The organism is Acinetobacter sp. ANC 3813 (assembly GCF_002135435.1).
GTDB lineage: Bacteria > Pseudomonadota > Gammaproteobacteria > Pseudomonadales > Moraxellaceae > Acinetobacter.
Window position 1 is genome coordinate 41,927 of record NZ_NEGK01000004.1, and the last position, 11,846, is coordinate 53,772.

General features: G+C 42.9%; 12 protein-coding genes. 5 read left to right on the plus strand and 7 right to left on the minus strand.

All coding sequences use genetic code 11. The annotated features are described in order from the left end of the window. Window positions 1-6 precede the first annotated feature (6 nt). From B9T34_RS07210 to B9T34_RS07230, 5 genes are all read right to left on the minus strand, one after another. Entirely contained in the window at window positions 7-204 is a 198-nt protein-coding gene (locus B9T34_RS07210; RefSeq protein ID WP_086212491.1) for a hypothetical protein, read from the minus strand. A gap of 245 nt (window positions 205-449) precedes the next feature. Continuing rightward, window positions 450-1,457: an NAD(P)H-quinone oxidoreductase gene (locus B9T34_RS07215; protein WP_086212492.1), complete on the minus strand. Its 1,008-nt coding sequence runs from the start codon at window positions 1,455-1,457 to the stop codon at window positions 450-452. A gap of 199 nt (window positions 1,458-1,656) precedes the next feature. Then, entirely contained in the window at window positions 1,657-1,926 is a 270-nt protein-coding gene (locus B9T34_RS07220; protein WP_086212493.1) for a DUF2798 domain-containing protein, read from the minus strand. A 12-nt stretch (window positions 1,927-1,938) separates the two neighbouring features. Next, the gene (locus B9T34_RS07225; RefSeq protein WP_086212494.1) at window positions 1,939-2,259 is read right to left on the minus strand and encodes a DUF3861 domain-containing protein; all 321 of its coding nucleotides are present in this window, start codon (window positions 2,257-2,259) and stop codon (window positions 1,939-1,941) included. Window positions 2,260-2,268: 9 nt separating this feature from the next. After that, window positions 2,269-2,778 carry a PadR family transcriptional regulator gene (locus B9T34_RS07230; RefSeq protein WP_086212495.1) on the minus strand — a complete coding sequence of 170 codons (510 nt, stop codon included), beginning with the start codon at window positions 2,776-2,778 and terminating at the stop codon, window positions 2,269-2,271. A 264-nt stretch (window positions 2,779-3,042) separates the two neighbouring features. Between B9T34_RS07230 and B9T34_RS07235 the strand changes: the two genes are divergently transcribed. After that, window positions 3,043-3,921 carry a 5'-methylthioadenosine/S-adenosylhomocysteine nucleosidase gene (locus tag B9T34_RS07235; RefSeq protein WP_086212496.1) on the plus strand — a complete coding sequence of 293 codons (879 nt, stop codon included), beginning with the start codon at window positions 3,043-3,045 and terminating at the stop codon, window positions 3,919-3,921. Between the two features lie 51 nt (window positions 3,922-3,972). On the opposite strand, the gene cysN is transcribed toward B9T34_RS07235, so the two are convergent. Continuing rightward, a complete protein-coding gene (gene cysN / locus B9T34_RS07240; RefSeq protein ID WP_086212497.1) occupies window positions 3,973-5,586 on the minus strand; it encodes a sulfate adenylyltransferase subunit CysN in 1,614 nt (537 codons plus the stop codon). 153 nt (window positions 5,587-5,739) lie between these two features. Beyond that, entirely contained in the window at window positions 5,740-6,654 is a 915-nt protein-coding gene (cysD, locus tag B9T34_RS07245) for a sulfate adenylyltransferase subunit CysD (protein WP_086212498.1), read from the minus strand. 320 nt (window positions 6,655-6,974) lie between these two features. On the opposite strand from cysD, the gene B9T34_RS07250 reads away from it, so the two are divergent. The 4 genes from B9T34_RS07250 to pgaB all read left to right on the plus strand — a co-directional run bounded on the left by B9T34_RS07250 (window position 6,975) and on the right by pgaB (window position 11,846). Next, complete coding sequence (locus tag B9T34_RS07250; RefSeq protein WP_086212499.1) at window positions 6,975-7,517, plus strand: hypothetical protein; 543 nt, start codon at window positions 6,975-6,977, stop codon at window positions 7,515-7,517. A gap of 400 nt (window positions 7,518-7,917) precedes the next feature. Next, complete coding sequence (locus B9T34_RS07255) at window positions 7,918-8,556, plus strand: YqiJ family protein (protein ID WP_086212500.1); 639 nt, start codon at window positions 7,918-7,920, stop codon at window positions 8,554-8,556. A gap of 125 nt (window positions 8,557-8,681) precedes the next feature. After that, window positions 8,682-10,388 (plus strand): flotillin family protein, encoded by a 1,707-nt coding sequence (locus B9T34_RS07260; protein WP_086212501.1) that lies wholly within the window; start codon window positions 8,682-8,684, stop codon window positions 10,386-10,388. Window positions 10,389-10,619: 231 nt separating this feature from the next. Further along, window positions 10,620-11,846, plus strand: a complete 1,227-nt coding sequence (pgaB, locus tag B9T34_RS07265; protein WP_171265149.1) for a poly-beta-1,6-N-acetyl-D-glucosamine N-deacetylase PgaB — start codon at window positions 10,620-10,622, stop codon at window positions 11,844-11,846.

Consider the following 11,846-nt stretch of genomic DNA (forward strand, 5'->3'; position numbering starts at 1 on the left):
AATTATTCAGCATTTTTTAATTCTATATTCAGCGGCAGGCTTAATTCCATTTAAACGCTCTTTGTAACGCTCTAAATGCATAAGCGCATTATACATTTTATGAAATTCTGAAGGTACAATACGGTTACAAATCACGGCTTTACTCAAATGCTGCAATGCACGTATGGCATGCGCTTGCGTATACGCTGTCGACAATATTTTCATAACACCACCCTAATTAACCCTAATTCATTTCAATTTTTTTATTTAAAACCTATTAAACTAGTCGGTTTTTAAATCTTAATGTAATTTACACAATACTTTTGACAGGTTGTGTCGAGCAATACGCATTATTTTAAATAATTAATACAATATTTTCATTATTATTAACATAAATATGAATTACATCACATTTTACAAACAAAAGAAAAGCCAGTTCAAATACTGGCTTTTTAACTTTAATTTTCTAGTTATTCGAGCACTTGAACAACCACTTTCCCAATATGCTCACCAGTGTCCATACATGCATGCGCATCCTGAATTTGGTTAAATTTGAACGTCTTGTAAATCATTGGCAAGCATTCACCCTTGGCCCACAACGGAGCAACATGCTCCTGCAACCCTTTGGCAATTTCAGCTTTTTCTGCAGTATTGCGGGCTCGCATGGTTGAACCCGTAATAGTCAGGCGCTTCATCATAATCTGGCCAAGCTTGACTTCTTTGGCTTTTGCGCCGCCTAAAAATGCAATGTAAACCAAACGGCCATCACGGCGCAGCAAATTCAAGTTTTTATCCAAATACGGCGCACCCACCATATCCAGTACTACATCCACCCCGCCATTATCGGAAGCGTCATTAATGACTTGCTCAAAGTCCTGGGTTTTGTAATTAATGGCTGTAGTGAGATTTGAAATTGCTGCCACTTTTTCATCAGAACCGACTGTCGCAAAACTTTTCAATCCTAAAGACTTGCACAGCATCAGCGCTGTAGTGCCAATACCGCTCGCGCCGCCATGCACCAATACCGTTTCCCCTGCTTTGGCATGCGCCATTTGAAAGACATTGGCCCAAACGGTAAAGAAGGTTTCAGGAATGGCTGCTGCTTGCGTATAGCTCACCCCTGCAGGAATTTGAATGGTTTGACTTTCAGGCACAACGCAATACTCGGCATAGCCGCCGCCATTGGTCAGGCCGCAAACATGATCACCAGCTTTAAATAAGGTCACATCGCTGCCGACCGCAACTACCTCACCCGCAACTTCTAAACCTGGAACTGTCGTAACCCCTTTCGGCATTGGGTATAAACCTTGACGCTGTAAAATGTCTGGACGGTTAATGCCGAAAGCATGCACTTTCACCAGCACTTCATCGGCTTTCGGCTGCGGCACGGCTACACTTTCATAGGCCAGCTTATCTACACCGCCCGGCTCTGTAATAATGACCTGCTGCATGGTTTTTTGTAGGCTTAGATCTGACATGGTTTCTTCCTGATTGATTGAAATTTTACGTGTCTGTGCTTATTTGAACATAGATTTTGCAGTGAATGAAGAACACTGGACTTATGTATGAGGAGGCATGTATTTCGCTGCATGATCATGCGGTGAATGTGCGCCATCTTTAGCGTATCGCGGTTCTATTTATGGATGCAGTTCATTCGCTCAAGAACAGTAACTGTAATTATTTGGCCGCGCCATCAGTATTTTGAGGCGGCATTTGCACAAACTTCATCAGCAGCTTACGCACCAGCGGCAGCATGATTAAAATTAAAGGAAATGCCACTAGCCAAGACATGCCCCATGCATGCAGCCAAATGCCGACAAAACCCTCAACTAAACCTTTATTCATCAGCATGTTAAAGCAGGAAATTGATCCGCTCATAATGCCAGACAAAATTAAAGGCATCAGCCAAGTCATATGTTTGGGGTGGAATTTTGGGAGATTGTTCATAAATAACCTTAATTAATCTGTCTCTGTTGCGCTATTTTGCGTTTTTACAGTCTGTTTCAGTGTTTTCATAAACTGAGCAAACTGCGGCAGAAATTCTTTAAATAATGCTATGTCTTTATTTTCCAGCAGTGTCTCACCAAACAATTTCAGGCCTACAGCAAAGGCTTTGGTTTTTTCATCGTCCAGCAAATTCGCCTGACGCAGATGCTCTAAAACCTTAAACAGATCATCATGGTTATAAGCATTAAATTGCAATGTTTCACTATAGGCGGAAGGATTGCCCTGCGCATCGGCAATGTGTTTTACAGTCACTTCATATTGATGCTGTTTCATACTCTGCTCCTATAAACGGCCAATTTCGACGGCAGCCTGATCAATTTTGTCTGCAATGTCTCTAATTTGTTCTGGGCTCAGTTCGCTGTGCTGAATTTTAAGACGCAGCGATGCTTTTAAGTTTTCCATCGCCCTCTTAATGTCAACGTATTGTTCATTGTTATGAATTTGCTTGCGGGTATCAAAACGGCACAGAATCTTTTTTAGCGTTTCTTGCTCTGCGTGCAGATGTGCTTGCCCCGCAGCCGTCACGCTGTATTGTTTACGTTCATCATCTGTCAGCACAGCTTGAATATATTGCTGCTCTTCCAAATAGTTCAGCGTTGGGTAGATCGTGCCTGCGCTAGGTGTATAACCGCCACCCACAACAGCGCCGACATCTTTAATAATGTCATAGCTGAATTTGGGCGCTTGGGAGATCAGATGCAGCACCAAAAGCTTCATATGCCCTGCTTCAAATAAGCGTTTACGCGGCTTTACACTGCTTTCAATATCTGCAATCAAGTCTATATTTGGCATAGTAAAGATATACCTTAATATTAATTAAGATATATCTTATATGGTTTCTTTAACGATTTCCAGTGCCGTTTATCTTTTTGCACCAAACTGCAGCATTTTTAATTTGCTGTATTTTTACGCACTCACACACAGCTATTCCTTCGCCCTTTTAATTGTGGGGCAGTGCATTAAGCCATGTTTTAACTGTCTGACGGCCTTATCCACAGCTTGGCATATTACTTGCCTATGCACATGATGATTCAAACAAACAAAAACGGATAAATCATGCAATTAAAAAAATTATTTTACGCAGTGTGTATTGGCAGCGCAGTTGTACTCTCGGGTTGCAACAACTCCAGTGACAATTCATCTGCACAAACCGAACAGGTTGCAGAAAAGACGCTGCAGCCGATTATTATTCAAGGTGCACTGCCGATTGAGTCTGAAAATATGGCAGCGAAGCTCAATGGTGTGACGGTAGAAACCATTGGCGGCTGGAAGTATTGGAAAGGCACGTATCAAGGCTATCCCGTGATTATTTCCAAAACCCGCATGGGGATGACCAACTCCTCTGCCGCAACCGCTATTGCGATTGAGCGCTATAAGCCGATTGCCATTATTAACCAAGGCACATCGGGCGGTCACGACCCTGCTTTAAATGTCTATGACATTGTTTTAGGCAAATACGCAACCAATATTGGCGCGTTCCGTACACCGCGTTTAGCGGCTGGTCAAGGCTCTGACAGTTTGCAATGGAAAGAAGCTTTTGATGTCTTACCTGATGATGAGTCTGACCCAGAGCCTATTACGATTCGTAAGTTTGAGGGCGACAGTGAATTATTAATTGCAGCAGCAAAAGCTAAAGTTCGTTATAGCAAGGGGCAAGTGGTGGAAGGCACAATAGGTTCTGCGGATGTATGGATTAATGAGTTAGACCGTATTGCTTTTTTCCACAATACTTATGGTACGTCTGTAGAGGAAATGGAAGCTGCATCTGTGGCGCAAGTGGCTTATCAGTTTAATGTGCCCTTCTTAGGCATTCGTATTTTGTCTAATAACATTACCAATAATGGCGCTTATGACCCTGGTACAGGTGAAGCTTGCCAAGAGTTTGTGCTAGATGTAGCCGTGGAATATATGAAAGAGAAGAAAGCCGCGCTGTAGAGTTTAAAAAAAACCCGCCATTAGGCGGGTTTTTAAAATCAGCTCAATCTATTACAGACGAACCAAAGTCACAATCTTCTCAGCCAAATCTTCAGCTGTTTCTTCTGTGTAGCTTACGTCTGTACCTTCTGCAAGGTCAGTCACCACAACTACACCAGTTTCACGAAGCAAGCCTACTTGAGCAGCATCTAAACCAGCTTTAGCAATAGCAACTACACCTTGCTGAATCAGCAAGCTTTCAATCGCTTGCGCATTTTCAAGCGCTTTCACAGTTACAGTAACCGCAGCAGGTTTTTGACCTAAACGAGCAGCACGTGCTTCAGCAGTTACAGGTTCGCTGTGCGCAGTATATTCCACTGCAGCTTCAACCATACCCGCACCAACAGTCACATTGTTTAGACGGTCAATGAAGATGAACGAACCTGTGTAACGGCTGTCGTGATAACGGTCAAATACAACTGGCGCATCAAACTCAATCGTTACATCTGCAATTGCATTCAAGTCCAGCTGTTCAACTTCCATTTTTTCCAATGTATTTACATTGGTACGGAAATTAATTTTCGCAACTTTTGCAGGAATGGTTTGTGTACCGAACTTCACATTATAAAGTTTGCCCACAACCAGCGGCTGATCCGCCATCCACACTACTGATGCACGTGCAGAACGTGAAATTAAAGGCTGTTCGCCTGCTTTCACCAATACGTTTCCGCGTGAAATATCAATTTCATCGTTTAACGTAAGCGTTACCGCTTGACCAGCAATAGCATTATCCAAGTTGCCGTCAAAAGTCACAATTTCTTTAACAGTCGATTTCTTGCCAGATGGTAAAGCAACGATTTCATCGCCAACTTTTACTTCACCCAAAGCAATCGTACCGCAGAAGCCACGGAAATCGAGGTTCGGACGGTTGACATACTGTACTGGGAAACGGAATTCGTGCTTGCTGGTATCACGTGTAATTTCCACAGTTTCCAAAGTCGCCATCAAAGTTTGACCTTTGTACCATGGTGTATTTGGAGATGGATTTACCACGTTATCACCATTCAACGCAGAAATAGGCGTGAAGATAATGTTGGCAGGCTTACGGTCGCCCAATTGGTTTACAAACTCGTTGTATTCCGCTTGAATTTCATTGAAGCGCGCTTCAGAGAATTCAACCAAGTCCATTTTGTTAATCGCAACAACAATGTTGCGAATACCCAAAAGGCTGGCAATAAATGAGTGACGGCGAGTTTGCGTTTGTACGCCATAACGCGCATCAATCAAAATAATCGCAAGATCCGCAGTAGACGCACCAGTAGCCATGTTACGTGTGTACTGTTCGTGCCCTGGGGTGTCGGCAATAATGAACTTACGTTTTTCTGTAGAGAAATAACGGTAAGCCACATCAATGGTAATACCCTGTTCACGCTCTGCTTGCAAACCATCTACAAGTAACGCTAAGTCAGGCGCATCACCCGTTGTACCCACTTTTTTAGAGTCACGCGTTACCGCTTGCAATTGATCTTCATAAATCAATTTTGAATCGTAAAGCAAACGGCCGATTAAAGTCGATTTACCGTCGTCTACATTACCGCAAGTCAGGAAACGTAGAAGGTCTTTATTTTCGTGCTGTTTTAAATATGCCAAGATGTCTTGGCTAATTAAATCTGATTGATGAGACATTGCTCAAAACTCCACATATTCTTTTGAAATCGGTTTCAGAATCTTTTTAATCCCTCTAAATCTCCCTTTAAGAAAGGGAGACTTGGCTCCGCTTTTTAAGCCCCTCTTTGAAAAATAGGGGTTTGGGGAGATTCGGGGGAGATTTCGAGATTCTTAGAAATAACCTTCCTGCTTTTTCTTTTCCATCGAACCCGCTTCGTCATGGTCGATCATACGGCCTTGACGCTCTGAGCTGGTCGCTAAAAGCATTTCTTGGATAATTTCCGGCAAAGTAGTCGCAGTTGATTCAACCGCACCTGTTAACGGGTAACAGCCTAATGTACGGAAACGTACCGATTTCATTTGTGGAACTTCACCTTCGTTCAAACGCATACGCTCATCATCAACCATAATGAGTGTGCCGCTGCGTTCTACTACTGGGCGTTCTGCCGCCAAGTACAAAGGAACCAATTTAATATTTTCGAGGTAAATGTATTGCCAGATGTCCAGCTCAGTCCAGTTAGACAATGGGAACACACGGATGCTCTCGCCTTTGTTCACTTTACCGTTGTAAAGATTCCAAAGTTCAGGACGCTGGTTTTTAGGGTCCCAACGGTGCTTGCTGTCACGGAAAGAGTAAACACGTTCTTTCGCACGTGATTTTTCTTCGTCACGGCGCGCACCGCCAAAAGCAGCATCAAACTGATATTTGTCCAAAGCTTGTTTTAAGCCTTGAGTTTTCATGATGTCAGTATATTTTGAACTGCCGTAATCGAATGGATTGACGTTTGCGTCTTTCCCTTCTTTATTTTGATGCACGATCAAATCAAAGCCGTGTTCTTTGGCCATGTTGTCACGGAAGGTAATCATGTCTTTGAACTTCCAGCCCGTATCTACATGCAGCAGCGGGAATGGCAGTTTGGCAGGATAGAATGCTTTTAAAGCGAGATGCAGCATCACTGCAGAATCTTTACCGATTGAATACAGCATGACTGGGTTTTCAAACTCAGCAGCAACTTCACGGATAATATGAATACTCTCAGCTTCTAGCTGTTTAAGATGAGTAAGTCTTTCCTCATTTAACGACATGGACAACACCAGCTTAGAAAAACGTGTACTTATGACACTTTTGAAAATTTATATTCATTATAGAGATTTAGTCACAGGGTCTTTTGCTTGTTTTAATATATAGATATACAAATTCGTCATATAGAGGTTTTCTGATAAAGCTTATTGAAATTAATTAATCAATAAAAAGTCAGAAATCAATCAGCTGATTATGCCACTGCTTATCCTCAAAAGTTTAAAACAGATAGCAATAAGATCATAGATAAATCCTCTAAACAGGCCCTACTCTGCAGCAAAAAACCATCTTAAAGTGCCAGCAGTTTTTATTGCAGTCTCCCCTTATGCCATACAGCCACTTTAATATTCTTTCCTTAAAAGCGCGTTTAGAGCAAGCACAGCTCGCAGGCTACTTGTACCAGCATCAGCAGCATATGCTGACCCTGCAGGAAGCAGCCAATGAAGATGGCTCACCTTTGAATATTTTTGCGCAGCATGAACTGACCGCAGACCAAATTGGCCTGCAGTTTGGCCTTAGACTTTTGGATGATCAATGGCAGTTTATGCTGGGTGTGACGCACAGCAATCAAGACCGCGGCTATGAGATTGGCGCGGGCAATTTAAAAGTCGATCAGCGCGCATTTAACCTGCTCTATGCTTTTTATAATTACCCCAAAGGTTTTTATACGGTCAGCATGCCTTTGGCCTGCAATGCACGGCAGCTGGAAGACGCCATTGAACAGCAGCTGTTCAGCCAGCCTGCTCTCAGCTTTTTAAACAGCGCGCTGAAAACCAACCCGATGGGTCAGCAGGTGCAATGGATGAAATCTTATATCGTGCAAGAGGCACTGAATATGAAAGTCCGCATACAAACTGCGCTGCTTTGATTTTTATCAAACTTAAAGATATAAACAATTGAAAATGAAAATAATTGTTTATATCTTTTGGTATAACATAATTTTTCACGTGATTTGGGTTGATTTAAAAAATTAGCGGTTTGCGTCCTTAAAAATTGAAGTTTCTAACATTTCACATTAAAATTACACATTGAAACAATTCACGTATCAGCATTCCAGCGACGAGCACCCCGTCACCTTAATCATTAAAATTACTAAATAAATAACAATATTACATACCATTTGTTAAATTTCTCAGCATTTTATTGGCTGGTTTCTGCTATTTTTAGTACACATAATTTCAGTTAAATGCTATTGTTTAGATGTAAAAATTTTAGCCAGATTTTTTATTTTTCGTATTATTTATAAGCAAAAGATTGAGATAAATATAATGTGGGAATTAATCACACACCCTTCCAATATTGTTTTCAGCGTCAGCCTGTGCCTGATGTTTCTTTTTGGCATTTTTGAAATGGCTCTTGTATTGATTGGCGGCAATTCGTCAAACGTGATGGAGCAATTTTTGTCAAATGACAGCAATTACCAGCTCGACAGCCCGACAGATGCCGATCCTTCTGTCTTTTCAAAAGTTTTAGACTGGATGTATTGGGGCCGTGTGCCATTATTTGTGTGGCTGATTATTTTCCTCACCGTCTATAGCCTGACTGGGCTCATTATTCAGGGCATTATGCTGCATTACACCCTAATGACCTTTAACCCTTGGCTAATTTCCCCTGCCTGCCTGTTTTTATGCATGCCGCTGGTTCGCGTTAGTACGCAATTTATCTCCAAAATATTACCGCAAGATGAAACCACCGCTATTTTCAGTGATGAGCTGATTGGCCGCACAGCAATCATTATTTTAGGCCATGCCAAAATTAACTCTCCAGCACAAGCCAAAGTCTATGATCAGCATGGGCAAATGCATTATGTCATGGTCGAACCTGAGCAGGACGAGACTTTTGAACAAGGCCAGTCTGTAGTTTTAACGCAAAAAACCAAAATTGGCTTTCAGGCCAATCTGTCCTGATTGGCTTATTCGCCTTTTTCAATCTGTAGCGCTTAGGAAAATTTAAAACTTCGGCTCCAAGCCGAAACTACTTATAAACAGTTTTCATTTTGAATTCTAAAAGACAATTATAGAGAATCAACAACATGCTCGACTTTATCCCCAGCGGCATTCTGCTCACAGCAGGCGTCATCTTTGCAGCAATCGTTTTTATCGGTTTTATTCTGGCTCGCCTCTACCGCCGCTCAAGTAAAGAAATTTCTTTTGTGCGCACAGGTTTTGGCGGTGAAAAAGTAATTTTAGGCGGCGGCGCAATTGTATTGCCCGTACTGCATGAAATCATTCCAGTCAACATGAATACACTGCGCTTAGAAGTGCGCCGCGCTGATGATCAAGCGCTGATTACCCGCGACCGAATGCGTGTAGACGTTATGGCAGAGTTTTATGTACGGGTTAAGCCGCTGGCGGAATCGATTGCCACTGCAGCGCAGACTTTAGGTCAAAAAACCATGTCGCCCAATGAATTGAAAAATTTGGTCGAAGGCAAATTTGTCGACTCACTGCGCGCGGTTGCTGCCGAAATGGCAATGGAAGAACTGCACGAAAAGCGTGTCGATTTTGTGCAGAAAGTACAGCAAGTGGTCTCTGAAGATTTGCATAAAAACGGTTTGGAATTGGAAACAGTCTCTTTAACAGGTTTAGACCAAACGGGCTTTAAATATTTTAACCCGCAAAACGCTTTCGATGCCGAGGGTTTAACCAAACTGACCGAAACGATTGAAGACCGCCGCCGTAAGCGTAATGAAATAGAACAAGATGCAGACCTTGCTATCAGAACCAAAAATTTAGAAGCTGAACAAGCGCGCATGCAAATTGTGCGCGAAGAAGAATATGCCAAATTGCAGCAGGAACGGGAAATTGCCATTCGACGCGCTGAACAATTGGCAGAAATTGCGGCTCAGGAAGCAGGCAAAAAACGTGAAGCGGAAGAAGCCCGCATTGCCGCAGATCGTGAAGTGGATTTAAAGCGCATTACCGCTGCCCGCGATGTTGAAAATCAAAATATTCAAAAGTCGCAAATTATTGAACAAGCGCAAGTAGAACAGAAGAAAACTATTGAGTTGGCCGAGCAGATTCGCGCCATTGCCATTGCAGAAAAATCACGTGAAGAATCAGAAGCCAAAGCTTCTGCTGACCGCGCCCGTGCGGAAGCCGTAAAAGCTGAAGAAGAAGTGATTACCGTGCGTGAAACACAGCGTGCAGAGCGTCAAAAAGCGGTTGAACTGGTTGCGGCAAAACAAGCGGCAGAAAAAGATGCCATTGCCATTACTGTAGCGGCAGAAGCTGGCAAACAGGCTGCGGCTGATGAAGCAGATGCGATCCGTATTGCAGCGGAAGCTTCGGCTGAACAGGCGCGTCTAAAAGCCAAAGGTGAAGCAGATGCCAAAATTCTGTTAGCGCAAGCGATGGAAAAACAGTATCAGGTCGATGCCGAAGGTACCCGTGCTATGAATGAAGCCAATAATGTATTGTCTTCTGAGCAGATTGAAATGCAAATCCGTTTGGCCATGCTGAAGTATCTGCCTGAAATTATCCGTGAAAGCGTGAAGCCAATGGAGAATATTGATGACATCAAAATTCTGCAAGTGAATGGCTTAGGCGGTGTCGGCGTTCAAACTGCAGGTGATGGCAATAGCGAGCATGGGCAAGTGGCTTTGTCAGATCAAGTGGTGAATAGCGCCCTGCGCTACCGCTCACAAGCGCCGCTCATTGATAGCCTCATGAGCGAGCTGGGCATCCAAGGCGGAGACATTAATGGCCTGACGCAAAGTTTGAAACCTAAGAGCAACTAAGTTTTAAAGCAGACTTTATTGAAAAAAAACCGCAGCGGATAAACTGCGGTTTTTTTTCATTTTAGCGACAGTTGGCACGCTATACACAGCACACTACATTGCTCACCAAAACATACTACTTTTCATGCGGTGTATGCATCACTATAACTCACAGCAATTCATGCCATTCAACTTTAAAACAAGCCCATCTTATAAATATTTAATGCCAACGCTCTTATGCCAAATCCAACAATGAAGACAACCTTTCAAAAACAGCGCACAGTTCTAAGCTTCATGGCCTTTATGGGCTGTTTCAGCGCTTATTACACTCATGCAGAAACAGTGAATCTACGCAGCCATCCGATGCAACGCATCAAAGAGCAATACTCAAAGACACCTCCAGCATTCGCATCAAAAGCTCCTCAAGTCAAAACACAGCAGCAAGATATGCGCATTATGCATATAGATTTAGATTATGTTTTTGATCGGGATAAAAAACAGCAAGAACGCAATATTCAAGCACTCATACAGCGCATTCAGACCATTGCCCCTAATACGGTTTTTTTACAAGCTTTTGCCGATCCAGACGGCAATGGCTCCGCAGATCAGGTGTATTTTAAAAATCGGCACATTCCAGTGCGGGAGAATATCTTTGCTCGCGTACTGCAGGACATACGCAAGCACACTGCGGTGACCAATATTTATGCATGGATGCCGCTCTTAGCATGGGAGTTTCCAAGCAAATACAATATTCCTTATGTACAGACAAAGGCCAAGAAAAAAGGCTATGTCCGTATCTCGCCGTTTGACCGTACAAATCTGCAATACAGCACCGAAATTTTTTTAGATTTGATTCAGCAGCATCGGCTGGAAGGGATTTTGTATCATGATGATATTACCCTGAGTGATTTTGAAGACAGCAACCCAAAGGCCATGACAGTCTATGAGGCTTGGGGGTTTCCAGCGCAAAAGATGATTGCGCAGCCCAACCACGCACAGCAGCTGGCATTGTCGCAGCATAAAACCGCCTATCTAGATCAAGCGGCACAAAGTGTGAGTAGCATTTTAAAACAGCAGCAGCCGCAGTTACGTTTTGCGCGCAACATGTATGCAGAAGCGGTGTTGAATCCTGCAAGTGAAAAATGGTTTAGTCAGTCCAATGCCAGCACATATAAGCATTATGACTATAATGCCATTATGGCTATGCCCTATATGGAAAAAGCCGAAAATCACCGCGAGTTTTATTTAAAGCTGATTGCTCAGGCAAAAAAATACGACCCCGATTTGAGCCGTACTATTTTCGAACTTCAGGTGACCGATTGGCATCATCAGACACAAATTTCTGATGCAGAACTACAGGATACCATCTCGCTGTTAAAGCAGCATGGTGTACGGCATATCGGCTATTATCCCGATGATTTTGTGCAAAATCACCCCAGTGCTCAGCAACTTAAAACAGCATTTGCACAAGCGGAATAA

Excerpts from the sequence above, each read along its gene's own strand:
- B9T34_RS07215 (WP_086212492.1), bottom strand. The coding sequence starts at position 1,457 with ATGTCAGATCTAAGCCTACAAAAAACCATGCAGCAGGTCATTATTACA.
- B9T34_RS07220 (WP_086212493.1), bottom strand. The coding sequence starts at position 1,926 with ATGAACAATCTCCCAAAATTCCACCCCAAACATATGACTTGGCTGATG.
- B9T34_RS07260 (WP_086212501.1), top strand. The coding sequence starts at position 8,682 with ATGCTCGACTTTATCCCCAGCGGCATTCTGCTCACAGCAGGCGTCATC.
- pgaB (WP_171265149.1), top strand. The coding sequence starts at position 10,620 with ATGAAGACAACCTTTCAAAAACAGCGCACAGTTCTAAGCTTCATGGCC.
- B9T34_RS07210 (WP_086212491.1), bottom strand. The coding sequence starts at position 204 with ATGAAAATATTGTCGACAGCGTATACGCAAGCGCATGCCATACGTGCA.
- B9T34_RS07235 (WP_086212496.1), top strand. The coding sequence starts at position 3,043 with ATGCAATTAAAAAAATTATTTTACGCAGTGTGTATTGGCAGCGCAGTT.
- cysD (WP_086212498.1), bottom strand. The coding sequence starts at position 6,654 with ATGTCGTTAAATGAGGAAAGACTTACTCATCTTAAACAGCTAGAAGCT.
- B9T34_RS07255 (WP_086212500.1), top strand. The coding sequence starts at position 7,918 with ATGTGGGAATTAATCACACACCCTTCCAATATTGTTTTCAGCGTCAGC.
- cysN (WP_086212497.1), bottom strand. The coding sequence starts at position 5,586 with ATGTCTCATCAATCAGATTTAATTAGCCAAGACATCTTGGCATATTTA.
- B9T34_RS07225 (WP_086212494.1), bottom strand. The coding sequence starts at position 2,259 with ATGAAACAGCATCAATATGAAGTGACTGTAAAACACATTGCCGATGCG.
- B9T34_RS07250 (WP_086212499.1), top strand. The coding sequence starts at position 6,975 with ATGCCATACAGCCACTTTAATATTCTTTCCTTAAAAGCGCGTTTAGAG.
- B9T34_RS07230 (WP_086212495.1), bottom strand. The coding sequence starts at position 2,778 with ATGCCAAATATAGACTTGATTGCAGATATTGAAAGCAGTGTAAAGCCG.